This is a genomic window from Streptomyces sp. NPDC001219, assembly GCF_053597915.1.
Map to the genome: position 1 here is coordinate 1 of NZ_JBSFJF010000069.1, position 15,969 is coordinate 15,969.

Annotated in this window: 15 protein-coding genes; 8 read left to right on the plus strand and 7 right to left on the minus strand. The window is 72.2% G+C overall.

Annotation, left to right across the window (positions count from 1 at the left end; all coding sequences use genetic code 11):
- Nucleotides 1-90 precede the first annotated feature (90 nt).
- Nucleotides 91-753, minus strand: a complete 663-nt coding sequence (locus ACWC9R_RS30720; protein ID WP_450736397.1) for a TetR/AcrR family transcriptional regulator — start codon at nucleotides 751-753, stop codon at nucleotides 91-93.
- 108 nt (nucleotides 754-861) lie between these two features.
- On the opposite strand from ACWC9R_RS30720, the gene ACWC9R_RS30725 reads away from it, so the two are divergent.
- Nucleotides 862-2,475 (plus strand): FAD-dependent monooxygenase, encoded by a 1,614-nt coding sequence (locus tag ACWC9R_RS30725; RefSeq protein WP_450736442.1) that lies wholly within the window; start codon nucleotides 862-864, stop codon nucleotides 2,473-2,475.
- Here the strand turns inward: ACWC9R_RS30725 and ACWC9R_RS30730 are convergent.
- Nucleotides 2,432-3,172: an AAA family ATPase gene (locus ACWC9R_RS30730; RefSeq protein ID WP_450736399.1), complete on the minus strand. Its 741-nt coding sequence runs from the start codon at nucleotides 3,170-3,172 to the stop codon at nucleotides 2,432-2,434. The two genes, ACWC9R_RS30725 and ACWC9R_RS30730, sit on opposite strands and share 44 nt — an antisense overlap.
- Nucleotides 3,173-3,398: 226 nt before the next feature.
- Between ACWC9R_RS30730 and ACWC9R_RS30735 the strand changes: the two genes are divergently transcribed.
- The gene (locus tag ACWC9R_RS30735) at nucleotides 3,399-3,734 is read left to right on the plus strand and encodes a YnfA family protein (RefSeq protein ID WP_450736401.1); all 336 of its coding nucleotides are present in this window, start codon (nucleotides 3,399-3,401) and stop codon (nucleotides 3,732-3,734) included.
- Nucleotides 3,735-3,811: 77 nt separating this feature from the next.
- Nucleotides 3,812-4,570 (plus strand): SDR family oxidoreductase, encoded by a 759-nt coding sequence (locus ACWC9R_RS30740; protein WP_450736403.1) that lies wholly within the window; start codon nucleotides 3,812-3,814, stop codon nucleotides 4,568-4,570.
- 54 nt (nucleotides 4,571-4,624) lie between these two features.
- Here ACWC9R_RS30740 and ACWC9R_RS30745 read toward each other — a convergent pair whose 3' ends face one another.
- The gene (locus ACWC9R_RS30745; protein WP_450736404.1) at nucleotides 4,625-4,975 is read right to left on the minus strand and encodes a hypothetical protein; all 351 of its coding nucleotides are present in this window, start codon (nucleotides 4,973-4,975) and stop codon (nucleotides 4,625-4,627) included.
- A gap of 204 nt (nucleotides 4,976-5,179) precedes the next feature.
- Between ACWC9R_RS30745 and ACWC9R_RS30750 the strand changes: the two genes are divergently transcribed.
- Nucleotides 5,180-6,808, plus strand: a complete 1,629-nt coding sequence (locus ACWC9R_RS30750; protein ID WP_450736406.1) for an alpha/beta hydrolase — start codon at nucleotides 5,180-5,182, stop codon at nucleotides 6,806-6,808.
- A 34-nt stretch (nucleotides 6,809-6,842) separates the two neighbouring features.
- On the opposite strand, the gene ACWC9R_RS30755 is transcribed toward ACWC9R_RS30750, so the two are convergent.
- Nucleotides 6,843-8,036: an RtcB family protein gene (locus ACWC9R_RS30755; protein WP_450736407.1), complete on the minus strand. Its 1,194-nt coding sequence runs from the start codon at nucleotides 8,034-8,036 to the stop codon at nucleotides 6,843-6,845.
- A gap of 162 nt (nucleotides 8,037-8,198) precedes the next feature.
- On the opposite strand from ACWC9R_RS30755, the gene ACWC9R_RS30760 reads away from it, so the two are divergent.
- The 3 genes from ACWC9R_RS30760 to ACWC9R_RS30770 all read left to right on the plus strand — a co-directional run bounded on the left by ACWC9R_RS30760 (nucleotide 8,199) and on the right by ACWC9R_RS30770 (nucleotide 11,534).
- On the plus strand, nucleotides 8,199-9,125 hold the full coding sequence (locus ACWC9R_RS30760) for a hypothetical protein (RefSeq protein ID WP_450736409.1): 927 nt from the start codon (nucleotides 8,199-8,201) through the stop codon (nucleotides 9,123-9,125).
- Between the two features lie 233 nt (nucleotides 9,126-9,358).
- Complete coding sequence (locus ACWC9R_RS30765; protein WP_450736410.1) at nucleotides 9,359-10,069, plus strand: DUF3558 domain-containing protein; 711 nt, start codon at nucleotides 9,359-9,361, stop codon at nucleotides 10,067-10,069.
- 217 nt (nucleotides 10,070-10,286) lie between these two features.
- Nucleotides 10,287-11,534 (plus strand): DUF2637 domain-containing protein, encoded by a 1,248-nt coding sequence (locus tag ACWC9R_RS30770; RefSeq protein WP_450736412.1) that lies wholly within the window; start codon nucleotides 10,287-10,289, stop codon nucleotides 11,532-11,534.
- A 66-nt stretch (nucleotides 11,535-11,600) separates the two neighbouring features.
- Here ACWC9R_RS30770 and ACWC9R_RS30775 read toward each other — a convergent pair whose 3' ends face one another.
- Nucleotides 11,601-11,816, minus strand: coding sequence for a hypothetical protein (locus tag ACWC9R_RS30775; protein WP_450736414.1), 216 nt, complete (start codon nucleotides 11,814-11,816; stop codon nucleotides 11,601-11,603).
- Between the two features lie 123 nt (nucleotides 11,817-11,939).
- Entirely contained in the window at nucleotides 11,940-13,688 is a 1,749-nt protein-coding gene (gene lysS / locus ACWC9R_RS30780; RefSeq protein WP_450736415.1) for a lysine--tRNA ligase, read from the minus strand.
- A 175-nt stretch (nucleotides 13,689-13,863) separates the two neighbouring features.
- On the opposite strand from lysS, the gene argS reads away from it, so the two are divergent.
- The gene (gene argS, locus ACWC9R_RS30785) at nucleotides 13,864-15,627 is read left to right on the plus strand and encodes an arginine--tRNA ligase (protein WP_450736416.1); all 1,764 of its coding nucleotides are present in this window, start codon (nucleotides 13,864-13,866) and stop codon (nucleotides 15,625-15,627) included.
- 114 nt (nucleotides 15,628-15,741) lie between these two features.
- Here argS and ACWC9R_RS30790 read toward each other — a convergent pair whose 3' ends face one another.
- Nucleotides 15,742-15,924 (minus strand): CsbD family protein, encoded by a 183-nt coding sequence (locus ACWC9R_RS30790; protein ID WP_042155638.1) that lies wholly within the window; start codon nucleotides 15,922-15,924, stop codon nucleotides 15,742-15,744.
- Between the last annotated feature and the right edge of the window lie 45 nt (nucleotides 15,925-15,969).

The window sequence follows — 15,969 nt, forward strand, 5'->3', positions numbered from 1 at the left end:
CCCCCCTCCTCCCCCTTCGGGGGAGGGGGCGGGGCGGGGGCGGGGTCGGGGGTGGGGAGGGTGAGGGGGTGAGGGGGACGGGGCCACCGCTCAGGGGTGTTCGGCCGTCAGATAGCGCTGGACGGTGGGCGCCAGCCAGGCGATGACCTCGTCGTGGCTGAGGCCGACGGCCGGCGGGAGGTGGAGCACGTAGCGGCACAGCGCCATGCCGAGTATCTGGGAGGCGATCAGTGCGGCGCGGGTCGGCGCCTCCTCGGGGACCGGGCAGACCGCGGCGAGGACCGGCTTGATCTGCTCGGCGAACACCCCGCGCATGCGTTCCGCGCCCGCCTCGTTGGTGACGCCGACCCGCATCATCGCGGTCAGCGTCTCGTCGCACTCCCAGCGCTCCAGGAAATGGCGTACGAGCCGGGCGCCCGCCTCGTCGCGCGGGTGGTGGGTGAGGTCCGGGGCGTGCACCTCGATCTCGGAGGCGGCCGCGAAGAGGCCGGCCTTGTTGCCGTAGTAGCGCATCACCATCGACGGGTCGATCGCGGCGTCCCTGGCGATGGCGCGGATGGTGGCGCGCTCGTAGCCGTCCGCGGCGAAGCGGTCCCTGGCGGCGGCGAGGATCGCGGCCCGGGTCGCGGCGGAGCGGCGGGGGCGGGCGGGGTCGGCCGCCTCGCCCGGCGCGGGTGCGGCGGGCGGCGCGGCGGACGCCGTGGCGGGGGCGGCTCCCGGCCCGGCATCCGTGGAGGGGACGTGTTCGGCCATGCCCACAACAGTAGGCCAACGCTTGTTGACATGCCAGGCCTGACCGCCCTACGCTTGCCAACAAGCGTTGACCAACATGCGTTGGCACTGCCACTGGAGGCGGAGACCATGGATGCCATGAACCGCAAGACCGGCCCGGACGACGCGACGAGGGCCGAGGGAACCCGCGCGGCGCGCGACACGGACGTCCTCGTCGTGGGCGCCGGCCCGACCGGCCTGCTGCTGGCCGGAGACCTCGCCGAGGCGGGGCTGGGGGTCACCCTCCTGGAGCGCCGCCCCGCCAGGATCAGCAACCTCACCCGCGCCCTGGTCGTGCACTCCCGCACCCTGGAGCAGCTCGACGCCCGCGGCCTCGCCGACGAGCTGATCGCCGGTGGCCATCCGGTCACCGGCCTCCGCCTCTTCGGCCGGGCCACCATCGACCCGACCCGGCTCCGCTCCCGCTTCCCCTTCGTCCTGGTCACGCCCCAGTACGAGGTCGAGCGGCTGCTGGAGCGCCGGGCCCGGCGGGCCGGTGTCACCTTCCGGCACGACTCCGAGGTGCTCGGCCTCGACCAGGACGCCGAGGGGGTGACGGTGCGCTTCCGGACCGCCGAGGGCCTCGGCGCCGTCCGCGCCGCCTATGCGGTCGGCACCGACGGCGTCCGCAGCACCGTCCGGGAAGCGGTCGGCCTGCCGTTCCCCGGCAGGTCCGTGATCCGGTCCCTGGTGCTCGCCGATGTCCGGCTGGCCCAGGAGCCCGAGTCACCCCTCACCCTCCAGGCCAACGGCGACGCGTTCGCGCTGATCGCCTCGTTCGGCGGCGGCTGGTACCGCGTCATCGGCTGGAACCGCCACCGCCAGGCCGACGACGACGCACCCGCCGGCCTCGACGAGATCCGCGAGCTGACCCGGCTCGCCCTCGGCAGTGACTACGGCATGCACGACGCCCGATGGGTCTCCCGCTTCCACAGCGACGAGCGCCAGGTCCCCGACTACCGCGTCGGCCGTGTCTTCCTCGCCGGTGACGCCGCGCATGTCCACTCCCCCGCCGGCGCCCTAGGCATGAACACCGGTCTGCAGGACGCCGCCAACCTCAGCTGGAAACTGGCCGCGGTGCTCCGGGGCCGCGCCGCCGACAGCCTGCTGGACAGCTATCAGGCCGAGCGCCACCCGGTGGGCCGGCAGGCCCTGCGCAGCAGCGGCGCCCTCATCCGGATCGCCCTGCTGCACAGCGCCCCCGGACTGGCCGTCCGCTCCCTCGCCGCCCAGCTCGTCAATCATCTGCCGCCACTGTCCCGCAGGGCGGTCCGCACGATCTCCGGTCTCGGCATCGCCTATCCGGCCGGGCCCGGCGCCCACCCCCTCGCGGGCCACCGCGCCCCCGACATCCGGCTTGCGGGCGGCGGCCGCCTCTACGAACTCCTCCGCCGGGGCCGGTTCGTCCTCATCGCTCCCGCCGACGAGCCCGGCCTCGCGGCGACGGCGGCGGACGGCGGGGACTCCCCGCGCCCCGCCGAGGCGGGTGTGGTGACCGCCTCCTGGCGGAGCGCCCGCCGCACCGCCCTGCTGGTGCGCCCCGACGGCTATATCGCCTGGGCCACCGACGCCACCGCCCCCGCCGCGCGCGCCGCGGCACTGCGGAGCGCGCTCACCCACTGGACCGGCGCCGAGGACGCCGCTGCCATAGCCACCGCCCTCACCCCGCCAGCACATGCCGCAGATATGAGCGCGGGTCGCTGAGATAGCGCCGCCAGTGGTCGACCAGCCCCAGCTCCGCCCACTCCACCCGCCGCATCCCGTGCTCGCCGACCTCGACGATCTCGGCGCCGGGCAGCGCCGTCAGCAGCGGGGAGTGGGTGGCGCAGATGATCTGCGCGCCACCGCTCCCCAACTCGTCCATCAGGCCCACCAGTTCCAGGCAGGAGGAGAAGGACAGGGCCGCCTCCGGCTCGTCCATCACATACAGGCCGCGCTGCGCGAACCGCTCCCGGAAGGCCATCAGAAAGCCCTCGCCATGGCTCATGTCGTCCGGGGACCGCGACAGCTTCAGCGCGCTCCGCTCCCGGTTCAGTGCCTCCATCGCCGTCTCGGCCCGGAGGAAGAACCCCCGCCGACGGACCCGCGGCCCGCGCACCATCCGGCGCCCCTCGTGCGTCGGGTCGAACCGCATCAGCCCGCCGAGCAGGGAGGCCTCCCGTGAGCTGGCGTACTTGTATCCGGCCGAACCGCCGTAGGAATCCAGCCCGAAACCCTCCGCCAGCGCCTCGGCCAGCGTCGACTTCCCCGAGCCGTTCTCCCCCACCAGGAAGGTGACCGGCGCGCCGAAGGCCAGTCCCTCCTCGGCCAGCTGGCGCACACACGGCACCGTCCAGGGCCAGCCGTCCTCGGCTCTCCCCGCCCCCTCCGGAACGTCCACGTAAGCCCGTTCGATCAGCATGCCCCCGAAGCTCTCACACCCCACTGACAGCCACCCCGCCCACGAGCCCACCCCGCTACAGCCACCCACCAACCACCGGCCCGCCGCGCGCCCACCGCGCCACAAGCCACCCACCAACCGCCAACCGCCAACCGCCAACCCGCCACGAGCCACCCCACCGACACTCCCCCACCCCGGCCACCCCGGGCGCCCGGGCGCCCGCCCACCCGCTCCGTACGATTTCCCCATGCTCATCGCCCGCTCCGCAGCGCTGTTCGTCGTCGCCGCCCTCTTCGAGATCGGTGGCGCCTGGCTGGTCTGGCAGGGCGTCCGCGAGCACAGGGGCTGGGCCTGGATCGGCGCCGGAGTGCTCGCGCTCGGTGTCTACGGCTTCGTCGCCACGCTCCAGCCGGATGCCGCGTTCGGCCGCATCCTCGCCGCGTACGGCGGTGTCTTCGTCGCCGGATCGCTGGCCTGGGGCATGGTCGCCGACGGCTACCGCCCCGACCGCTGGGACGTGATCGGCGCGCTGGTCTGCCTGGCCGGCATGGCGGTGATCATGTACGCCCCCAGAGGACGTTGACCCGCCTGCATATCCTGGCGGCGGACCGTCTTTCCCGGCTCGTGAGGAGCAGGGGCCCCATCGCTCGAGGAGACTGCATGACCGCCGAGGCCCGTACCGCCGTCGTCACCGGAGCGAGCAGTGGCATCGGCGCCGCCACCGCGCGGGCGTTGGCCGCGGCCGGCTACCACGTGGTGCTCACCGCCCGACGCAAGGACCGCATCGAGGCGCTCGCCGCCGAGCTGCCGGACGCCGAGGCCTACGCGCTCGACGTCACCGACCGCGCCGCCGTGGACGCCTTCGCGGCCGAGCTCGGCCGCCTCCCCTCCGTCGACGTCCTGGTCAACAACGCCGGGGGCGCGCTCGGCGCGGAGCCGGTCGCCACCGGCGACCCCGCCGACTGGCGGACCATGTACGAGGTCAATGTGCTGGGCGTGCTCCATGTGACCCAGGCGCTGCTGCCCGCGCTCACCGCCTCCGGCGACGGCACCGTCGTCGTGCTCTCCTCCACCGCGGGCCACGGCACCTACGAGGGCGGCGGCGGCTATGTCGCCGCCAAGCACGGTGCGCATGTCATCGCCGAGACCCTCCGCCTGGAGCTGTGCGGCGAGCCGGTGCGGGTCATCGAGGTCGCCCCGGGCATGGTCAAGACCGACGAGTTCGCCACCACCCGCTTCCGTGGCGACACCACCAAGGCCGCCAAGGTCTACGAGGGCGTCGACCAGCCGCTCACCGCGGACGACGTCGCCGACACCATCACCTGGGCGATCACCCGCCCCTCCCATGTCAATGTCGACCTGCTGGTGGTCCGCCCCCGCGCCCAGGCCTCCAACTCCAAGGTCCACCGCAGCGGTTGAGACGCGCGGCGGGGCCGCCCCTGCCGGGGGTGACCCGGCCGGTGCCGCCCCGTCTCAGTGCTTGAAGGCGGCCGCCTCGCCCGGCTCGGTCTCCAGTGCCGCGCGGTCGAACCTCGGCATGAGGAGGAAGAACAGCCCGCCCGCGAGGAGCAGGCCGACCACGATCACCACGGAGACCAGCGCCTCCCGGTGCGCCACCAGCACGAACAGCGCGAACAGCGTCCACACCAGCGGACAGATCGCGACCGGCAGCTCGAAGCGCCCGAGGTCGAACGCGCCCTTCCGGCGGTCCAGCCCCCGGCGGACCGCCAGGTAGAGCACGATCGTCGAGCCGTAGATGAGGGCCGGCAGGATCGTCGAGGCCGTGATCAGCTCCAGCAGTGCAGCCCCCGGCCGGCGCCCCATTCTGGCCAGTTATGTCGCGTCTCCCGCGGAGGTGACACGGCGCGCGCCCGGCCGCCGCCACCCACATCCCGGGTGGCGGCCGCTCGGCCATTCGGCCGCGGCCGGCGCGCGCGCCGGGCCGGACCGGGGTGTCGTGGACACCGGATGCGTGCCGACGTCCCGCACCTGGGCGGCATCGGACGCTCAGCCGTGGAGGGACGAGGCATGCACATATCCGGGCCGATAACGGGCCGCAGGCGTCGCGCCGCGGCCGTCGCCGCCGTGCTGACCTGCTCGGCGGTGCTGACCGGGCCGGACCCCGCCGCGGCCGGCGGCCCGCCGTCACCATCGGCGGGCGCCCCGCGGCCGGAGTGGCGCCCCTGCGTCCGGGGCAGCGCCTTCGACTGCGCCACCGCGCGGGTGCCGCTGGACTACCGGAACCCCGGCGGCCGCACCATCGAGCTGGCCGTCATCAAGCGGCCCGCGACCGACCCCCGGCGGCGCATCGGCACCCTCTTCTTCAACCCCGGCGGCCCCGGCGGGCCCGGCACCGTGCAGATGCCGCAGCTCTACCCGCTCTTCCCGCGCGAGGTGCGCGAGCGGTTCGACATCGTCAGCTGGGACCCGCGCGGAGTCGGCAGCAGCACCGCCGTGAACTGCTTCGCGACCCCCGGGGAAGCCCGGGCCTGGGTGACCGGCAAACCGGCCGGCTTCCCGGTGGGCGCACGGCAGCGGGCGTCCTGGATCGCCGCGTACCGGGATCTGGCCCGGCGCTGTGAACGGCGGGACTCCGAGCTGCTGCGCCATGTGTCGACCGCCGACACCGCCCGCGACCTCGACCGGCTCCGGCAGGCGGTGGGCGAACCGCAGCTCAGCTACCTCGGGATCTCCTACGGCACGTTCCTGGGCGCCACCTACGCCAACCTGTTCCCCGGCCGGGTCCGCGCGATGGTCCTCGACAGCACCATCGACCCGCAGGCCTGGACGAACCACGCCTCCTCCGCCGCGCCCCGGCTCACGACCTTCCTCCGTATGGGCGCGGACCTCGGGGCGGCCGCCATCCTGGACCAGTTCCTCACCAGGTGCGGCGCCACCACCACCGCCCGCTGCGCCTTCTCGGCCGGCGGCCCGAAGGCGACCCGGGACAAGTTCGACCAGCTGACGCGGCGGCTCCGGGAACACCCCGTGGGCACCTGGACCTACGGCCGGACCGTCGGTGACGTCGTGAACGGCCTCTACAACCTCCACCCCGGCTGGACGAACCTCGCCGAACGGCTGCAGGCCCTGTGGCAGGGCCGCGTACCGGCACCGTCCCCGCTCCCGGCCGCTCCCCCGGTCCCGTACCCGAACCCGTATCTGGGCGACGAGCAGGCCGCCGCGGTGTTCTGCAGCGACAGCCCCAATCCGCGTGGCCCCGGCGTCTACCACGCGCTGGAGGAGTTCAGCGCCCGGCGGGCGGGCGACGCCGGACGCTTCTGGACCTGGGCCGCGGAGCCGTGTGCCACCTGGCCGGCGCTCGCCGCCGACCCGTACCGCGGCCCGTGGAACCGGCCGACGGCACACCCCGTCCTGGTGGTCGGCACCACCTACGACCCCGCCACCCCCTACTCGGGAGCCCAGGCCATGGCCAGGGAACTGGCCCACGCCCGCCTGCTCACCCACCACGGGTACGGACACACCGCGCTGACCAACCCCAGCAGCTGCGTCAGCGCCCACGAGAGCCGCTACCTCATCGACGGCACCCTCCCGCCGCCCGGAACGGCCTGCCGGCAGGACACACCCCCCTTCGCCGCGCCCAGGCCGAGCGGCGGCGTCGCCACCGGCGGCGGCGCGACGGCGGGCCGCCGCCCCTGAGCCGACGGCCGGCCCATGAAGCGGCGGGGCCGCCTCAGCCCTTCACGCAGATGACCTGCTTGAGCTTGGCGACGACCTCGACCAGGTCCCGCTGCTGATCGATGACCTTCTCGATCGGCTTGTAGGCACCCGGGATCTCGTCCACCACACCGGAGTCCTTGCGGCACTCCACACCCCGCGTCTGCTCCTCCAGATCCCGGGTGGAGAACCTCTTCTTCGCGGCGTTCCGGCTCATCTTCCGGCCGGCGCCGTGCGAGGCGGAGTTGAAGGACGCGGCGCTGCCCAGGCCCTTGACGATGTACGAGCCGGTGCCCATCGAGCCCGGGATGATCCCGTACTCCCCGCTGCCCGCCCGGATCGCACCCTTACGGGTCACCAGCAGGTCCATGCCGTCGTAGCGCTCCTCCGCCACATAGTTGTGGTGGCAGGAGATCACCTCGTCGAAGGTCACCCGGGCCTTCTTGAACTCCCTGCGGACGACGTCCTGGAAGAGGGCCATCATCACGGCGCGGTTGTGGCGCGCGTACTCCTGCGCCCAGAACAGGTCGTTGCGGTACGCCGCCATCGGCGGGGTGTCCGCGATGAAGACGGCGAGGTCCCGGTCGACCAGGCCCTGGTTGTGCGGCAGTTTCTGGGCCTGGCCCATGTGGTGCTCGGCCAGTTCCTTGCCGATGTTGCGGGAGCCGGAGTGCAGCATCAGCCACACCACCCCGTCGTCGTCGAGGCAGAACTCGATGAAGTGGTTGCCCGAACCGAGCGACCCCATCTGCTTCGTGGCCCGCTCCTGACGGAACTTGACCGCCTCGGCGACCCCGTCGAACCGCGCCCAGAAGTCGTCCCACCGGGCCGTCGGGAAGCCGTGCAGCCGCCCCGGGTCCACCGGGTCGTCGTGCATCCCCCGGCCCACCGGAATCGCCTGCTCGATCTTCGAGCGCAGCCGGGAGAGGTCGCCGGGCAGGTCGTCGGCGGTGAGCGAGGTGCGGACCGCGCTCATCCCGCAGCCGATGTCGACCCCGACGGCCGCCGGGCAGACCGCGCCGCGCATGGCGATCACCGAGCCGACCGTGGCGCCCTTCCCGTAGTGGACGTCCGGCATCACGGCCAGGCCCTTGATCCACGGCAGGGTGGCGACGTTGCGCAGCTGCTGCATCGCGACGCCCTCGACCGTGGCGGGGTCCGTCCACATCCGGATCGGTACCTGGGCACCCGGTACCTCGACGTACGACATAACTCCCTCATTCCCCCGAATTTATGAAAAACGCAAAAGCCGGACAAGTTACCGGATCTTGGACGGCGGACCGGCGTGCGCGGCAAGACGTGCGATAGACATTGTGTCCATCGGCCGCTGACCGGCGGCAACCGCATTTCGTAGGGGAAGGAGCCGCGAACGATGCCACGCAAGCCGTTCGTACCCGGTGCCGCACTGGTGGTGGCCGCGGCACTGGCCGCCGGCCTCACCGCCTGCACCGGCGGCTCCGGCTCCGACGGCGAGGACGGTGACGCCAAGAGCGGCGGCACCAGCACGTCGAGCCAGGCCGCCGAACCGGGCCGCTACCAGACCCTCCCCGAGGCCTGCGGACTGCCCGCCCGCGGCACCCTCCGCGACCTGCTGCCCGGCGACGGCCAGCAGCTCTCCCGCGCCGACGCCAAGAAGATCTACGGCGGCCAGCCGGACATCACCTACGACACCGACCGCCGCGTCGGCTGCCGCTGGACCCGCGAGACCACCGCGGGCACCCGCCACCTGGGCCTCGACATCCAGCGTGTGGTGTCGTACGACGCCGCGGTCAGCGATGACGACAAGGCGCAGGGGATCTACGACAGCAAGGAGCTGGACGCCCAGATCCCGCCCGGCGGCGCGGGCTCCCCCTCGCCCGGCAGCCCGAGCCCGTCCGCCTCGAAGGGCGGCAAGGGCAAGGAGGAGGGCAAGGGCGCGGGAACCACCACGAACAGCGCGCCGGACGCCAAGGACGAGAAGGGGGAGGCGGCGGCCTCCGGGAGCCCCTCGGCGGCCTCCAGCCCCGGCGCCGACGTCAGCGCGGACCCCAGTACGGACCCCAGCGCGGGCCTGAGCGACTCCACCGCTCCGCGCGTCCTGGACGACCTCGGTGACGCGGCCTTCCTCAATGACAAATTGGTCACAGCGGACTCCGGCGTGCACCGCGACGTCACTGTGGTCTTCCGCACGTCGAACGTCATCGTGACGCTGACCTACGACCAGTGGTCCACGGACAAGGCGAAGCTGCCGGACAGCCAGGAACTGCAGGACAAGGCCCGTTCGCTGGCCGGTGAGCTGTCCGACAGCCTCAGCGAATAGCCCGGATCGAGCGCATTGCCCGAATTGGCAAGTACGAGGAAATGCGCCAGCTTTGGGCGTTGCGCTCATCCGCCGGAACCGGTCACCCGCCCGCCGCGCCGCGTACCGTGCCCCCTAGGGCCTGCCCGGGGATCGTCCACAGGCCCTGACCCTGCCCGTACGGGAGGAAAGGCGGAACCCCGCCACGGCCGTGCGCCCGCGCCGGCCTGACGACGACGAACAGCGAAGGAACCATGCACCGTTCAGCCAAGCGCCTCGCCAGCCTTCTCACCTGCGCAGCAGTACCGGTGCTGCTCGTCGCCGGCTGCTCCGGCTCGGACAGCGACAGCTCCGGTGACGCCTCCGCCTCCACCTCCTCCGGCGGCTCCGCCAAGCCCAAGCCGAGCGTCGCGCCGGCGAAGTTCAAGAAGCTGCCGAACCCGTGCTCGGCGTTCTCCAAGGACAGCGTCAAGAAGATGCTGCCCAAGGCGAAGGACGACGCCGGCGAGCGGGGCACCTCCACGGACAACTCCGCCCACGGCACCTGCTCCTGGAGCAGCTCCGACGAGAACGGCGTCGACGGCACCCAGTTCCGCTGGCTCGACATCGGCTACCAGCGCTACGACTCCGACCCGGGCGTCGGCTCCGGCGAGAAGCGCGCCACGGACTTCTACACCAAGCAGGTCACCGACGCGAAGGACACCAAGGGCGCCAAGAAGCTGACGGCCGTGAAGACCTCCGGCACCGGCGACGAGGCGACCGCGATCACCTACGACGTGAAGAAGGAGGGCAACGACTTCAGGAACACCACGATCGTCGCCCGCACCTCCAACATCGTCGTCACGATCAACTACAACGGTGCCGGCCTGGCCGGCGCGGACTCCCCCAAGAGCGCCGACCTGCTCAAGAAGGCCCAGGCCGCCGCCAAGGAAGCCGTCAACGCCGCCACGAAGGCCAACAGCTGACCCCGGCCCCACCCTCCGTGCCCCCGGCCCCGGCCGGGGGCACCTCCCGTCCGGGGGCGGGCGCGCGCCCGTAGCCGCCCCCTCGACGTGAAGGGCCCCCGGCCCGCCACCGGTCAGGGCCCAATCGTGACCCGGCCCCCTCCGTACCGGCACACGCCCGCCCGTACGCGTGTGCCAGGCTGTCGCTCGCAACAGACCGACTAAGAGGGGTTCTCGGGTGGCCGCGCCACTGAAGCTGACACGCACACACCGGATACTCATCGGGGTGGTCATCACCGGCGCGGTGGTCATCGCCGGCATCGGCTTCGCCGGCTCCTACGCGGCCGTGCGGGAACTGGCCGTCAGGAAGGGCTTCGGCAGCTTCGCCTACTTCTTCCCCATCGGCATCGACGCGGGCATCTGTGTCCTGCTCGCCCTGGATCTGCTGCTCACCTGGATACGCATGCCGTTCCCGCTGCTGCGGCAGGCGGCATGGCTGCTGACGGTGGCGACCGTGGCGTTCAACGCCGCCGTGGCCTCCGACCCCCTGGGCATGGGCATGCATGCCGTCATCCCGGTGCTGTTCGTCGTCACCGTCGAGGCCGCCCGGCACGCCGTCGGGCGGATCGCCGACATCACGGCGGACAAGCACATGGAGGGTGTGCGCCTCACCCGCTGGCTGCTGTCGCCGGTCCCGACGTTCCTGTTGTGGCGGCGGATGAAGCTGTGGGAGCTGCGGTCGTACGACGCGGTGATCAAACTGGAGCAGGAACGGCTCGTCTACCAGGCACGCCTGCGTTCGCGCTTCGGGCGGGGCTGGCGTCGTAAGGCCCCCGTGGAGTCCCTGATGCCGCTGCGGCTCGCCCGGTACGGGGTGCCGCTGGCGGAGACCGCTCCCGCGGGGCTCGCCGCGGCGGGCATCGAACCGCAGGTGATGCCGGCGCCCCAGAAGTCCGTGACACCCGCTCTGGAGCCCAAGCCCCAGGAGCCCAGGGCCGAGGAGCCGAAGCCCCAGGAGCCGGCCGAGGAGCTGCCGAGCCAGTGGTTCGCCGCGCCGCAGCAGGTGACGTATCAGGGTGACTACGACCCGGCGTACGTCCCGGAGCAGGAGCATCAGCTCGCGTACGACGAGCACCAGCAGGCGCCGGCGCCCGAGCAGGGCCCCGTGCCGGCGCCGCGCGCGCCGGAGCCCGGGCCGCAGGTCCCGGTGCCGACCGGGGCGGGTGGCACGCGTCCGCTGGGCAAGGGCACCGCCGAGGCGGACCCGCAGCCTGCCCAGGCACCGGCCGGGGCCCCGACCGACGAGGACCTGTACCAGGTGTTCCGGCATTCGATAGAGGGCGAGGGCATGCCGACCCCGGGCGCCTTCGCGGCGAACCTGCAGGCGCAGTACGGGGTGCGCCTCCGGTCGCGGGACCTGAACCGCTACATGGACCGGTTCAGCGACCGCCTCAACGCGGAGCTGATGGACGACCACATCGCCTAGCGCCCACCGGGGGACCGAGCGCCTCCCTCAGGGGCCCGCCCCTAGAGGCCAGCCCCTGCAACGCCCCTACAGCGCGCCGGAGTTCGCCTGCTGCTGCTTGCGCTTCTTGGCCGTGTCGCCCCATACGGCGAGCGCCGCACCGGCTGCGAAGAGGCCGACATAGGCGGGGGACGGCAGGTGGAACCAGTGCGGCAGCAGCCCCCAGGCGCCGTCGAAGAAGACCTGCCCGATGAAGCCCATCGCGCCCTGGATCATGATGATGAAGCCGATTAACCCTCTCATGGCTCCAGCGTGCGGCGTCCGGCCCCGCGAGTCCTCGTCCCCGGGGCCGAACCCCTCTCCTCCCTCAGGCGGAGACCGCACCGGGGTGTCTACGACTCCCCGGCAGCGGCACCGCGCGGCGCGTCATCCGCCGAGCAGCTTGCGCACCCGGCCGGCGCCGACGGCCAGCAGCAGGGTGGGCAGCCGCGGCCCGGTGTCCCGGCCGACCAGCAGGTTGTAGAGCAGGGCGAAGAAGGCGCGCTGCGCGGCCTTCAGCTCCGGGGTCGGCTTGGCGTCCGGCTCCAGACCCGCCTGCACCTTCGGCACCCCGTAGACCAGGGTGGTCAGCCCGTCCAGCGACCAGTGCTCGTCGAGGCCGTCGAGCAGCAGCCGCAGCGAGCCGCGGGCGTGCTCGTCGAGGGTGCCGAGCAGCTCCTTGTCGGGCTCGTCGCGGACGATGGTGCGCTGCTCGGCCGGGACCTGGGTGGCGATCCAGTACTCGGCCTTGCCGAGCCGCGGCCGGGTCTCGTCCAGCGAGGTGACGGGGTTGTCCGGGTCCAGTTCGCTCAGAATCCGGAGCGTCTGCTCGTCGTGGCCGGCCGTGATGTCCGCGACCGAGGCGAGGGTGCGGTACGGCAGCGGGCGCGGCGTACGGGGCAGCTCACCGGCGGCGGTGCGGGCGGCGCGGGAGTACGCGGCGGCGTCGGCCGGCAGCACCGTGCCGTCCGCGACCTTCGCCTCCAGCTTGTCCCACTCGTCGTAGAGCCGCTGGATCTCCTGGTCGAAGGCGATCTTGAAGGACTGGTTGGGCTTGCGGCGCGCGTACAGCCAGCGCAGCAGCGGCGCCTCCATGATCTTCAGTGCGTCGCCCGGGGTCGGGACCCCGCCGCGCGAGGAGGACATCTTGGCCATCCCGCTGATGCCCACGAAGGCGTACATCGGGCCGATGGGCTGGTCGCCGCCGAAGATCTTGCGGACGATCTGGCCGCCGACGACGAACGACGAGCCGGGCGAGGAGTGGTCGACACCGGACGGCTCGAAGATCACGCCCTCGTAGGCCCAGCGCATCGGCCAGTCGACCTTCCAGACCAGCTTGCCGCGGTTGAACTCGCTCAGCCGGACCGTCTCGCCGAACCCGCACGCGGCGCAGGTGTAGGCCAGCTCGGTGGTCTCGTCGTCGTACGAGGTGACCGTGGTGAGGTCCTTCGCGCACTGTCCGCAGTACGGCTTGTACGGGAAGTAGCCCGCCGAGCCGCTGCTGCCGTCGTCCTCGGCGGCCGCGCCGGAGCCCTCGGCGGCCTCCAGCTCGGCCTCGTCGACCGGCTTCTGCGACTTCTTGGCGGGCGCCTTCTTCGTGCGGTACTGGGCGAGGATCGCGTCGATCTCCGCGCGGTGCTTCATCGCGTGCAGGACCTGCTCGCGGTAGACACCGGAGGTGTACTGCTCGGTCTGGCTGATGCCGTCGTACTCGACACCCAGCTCGGTGAGCGCCTCGCTCATCGCGGCCTTGAAGTGCTCGGCCCAGTTCGGGTACGCCGAGCCGGCCGGTGCCGGTACGGAGGTCAGCGGCTTGCCGATGTGCTCGGCCCAGGACTCGTCGACACCCGCGACGCCGGCCGGGACCTTGCGGTAGCGGTCGTAGTCGTCCCAGGAGATGAGGTGGCGGACCTCGTACCCGCGGCGGCGGATCTCGTCCGCGACCAGGTGCGGGGTCATGACCTCGCGGAGGTTGCCGAGGTGGATCGGGCCGGACGGGCTCAGGCCCGAGGCGCAGACGACCACCGGTGCGGAAGCACCAGATGTCACTTTGCCCGGGGCGCGGCGCTCCGCCTCGGCAATGACCTCGTCCGCGAACCTGGAGACCCAGTCGGTCTCGGTGCTCTGCTGAGCCACGATCGGCCCTTCCTCTTCCTGGTGCTTCCTGATTGCGCCGTCCTGCGCGCGGACGCACAAAAGCCTGACGGTGCCCATTCTCCCAGACGGAAAATCAGTGGTAGTGCCGTGGGATACTCATTGGCAAACCCTTTCCACTCCAGCGACACCTCCCTCTGGAAGAGAGCTCATCTCCATGGCCTCGGTCACTTCCCTCGCAACTTCCGTCCACCAGCGCGTCGCGGACGCCCTCTCGGCAGCCCTGCCGGAGGCCGGCTCCGCCGACCCGCTGCTGCGACGAAGCGACCGGGCCGACTTCCAGGCCAACGGCATGCTGGCGCTGGCCAAGAAGCTCAAGGGCAACCCGCGGGAGCTGGCGACCAAGGTCGTCGCGGAGATCGGCGAGAACGCCCTCTTCCAGGAGGTCGAGGTCTCCGGCCCCGGCTTCCTCAACATCACGGTCACCGACCGGGCGATCACCGAGACGCTGGCCGCGCGCGCCGCCGACGACCGGCTCGGCGTCCCGCTGAAGGAGAACCCCGGCGTCACGGTCATCGACTACGCCCAGCCGAACGTCGCCAAGGAGATGCACGTCGGGCACCTGCGCTCGGCGGTCATCGGCGACGCCCTGCGCCACATGCTGGACTTCACCGGTGAGCGGACGATCGGCCGGCACCACATCGGCGACTGGGGCACCCAGTTCGGCATGCTCATCCAGTACCTGATCGAGAACCCCGGCGAGCTGGCCCCGGCGGCCGACGTCGACGGCGAGCAGGCGATGAGCAACCTCAACCGCGTCTACAAGGCCTCGCGCGCCGTCTTCGACGCCGACGAGCAGTTCAAGGAGCGGGCCCGCAAGCGGGTCGTGGCGCTCCAGTCCGGCGACGCGGAGACCCTCGACCTGTGGCAGCGGTTCGTGGACGAGTCGAAGGTCTACTTCTACTCGGTCTTCGAGAAGCTGGACATGGAGATCCGCGACGACGAGATCGTCGGCGAGTCCGCGTACAACGCCATGATGGCCGAGACGGCGCGGCAGCTGGAGGAGTCGGGCGTCGCCGTCCGCTCCGAGGGCGCGCTGGTGGTCTTCTTCGACGAGATCCGCGGCAAGGACGACCAGCCGGTGCCGCTGATCGTGCAGAAGGCGGACGGCGGCTTCGGCTACGCGGCCTCCGACCTCTCCGCGATCCGCGACCGCGTCCTCGACCTGAAGGCGACGACGCTGCTGTACGTCGTCGACGTCCGCCAGTCGCTGCACTTCAAGATGGTCTTCGAGACGGCCCGCCGGGCGGGCTGGCTGGGCGACGACGTCACCGCGCACAACATGGGCTACGGCACGGTCCTCGGTGCGGACGGCAAGCCGTTCAAGACCCGTGCGGGCGAGACGGTGCGCCTGGAGGACCTGCTCGACGAGGCGGCCGAGCGGGCGACCGCGGTGGTGCGCGAGAAGGGCGCGGCGGTCGGCCTGACCGAGCAGGAGATCACCGAGAACGGTGCGCAGGTGGGCATCGGCGCGGTGAAGTACGCGGACCTGTCGACGTCGCCGAGCCGGGACTACAAGTTCGACCTGGACCAGATGGTCTCGCTGAACGGCGACACCTCGGTCTACCTCCAGTACGCCTACGCCCGTATCCGGTCGATCTTCCGCAAGGCCGGTGACGTGACGCCGGCGGCGCATCCGGAGCTGGCGCTGGCCCCGGCGGAGCGGGCGCTGGGCCTGCACCTCGACCAGTTCGGCGAGACCGTCGCCGAGGCCGCCGCATCGTACGAGCCGCACAAGCTCGCCGCGTACCTCTACGGCCTCGCCTCGCTGTTCACGACCTTCTACGACCAGTGCCCGGTCCTGAAGGCCGAGGGCGGCCCGGACCAGGTCGCGGGCCGGCTGTTCCTGTGCGAGCTGACCGCCCGCACCCTCCACCAGGGCATGGCCCTGCTCGGCATCCGGACGCCCGAGCGCCTCTGACCGGCGCGCGGGCCGCACCCGCCACCCGCACCGGCCCAACGGCCCCGTACCGCACAGGTGTTGTGCTGTACGGGGCCGTTGGCCGTTCCGGGCCGGGGACGGGGAGGGCCGGCCTCACGGCCAGCGCTTGCGCACCTCGTCCTTGGTCTTCTCGCTCACGTCGAGGCCCTGGCCGGCGGTCTTCTCCGCCTTGCCCTCGGCCTCCAGCTTGCGGTTGTGCGTGGCCTTGCCGACGACTTCCTTCATGGCGCCGATGACCTGGGCACCCTTGGCCTGCATCTTGCGCTTGGCGGTCATGGTGACTCGCTCCTCGGTCCGGTCGCGGTCTTCCCTGACAACCGG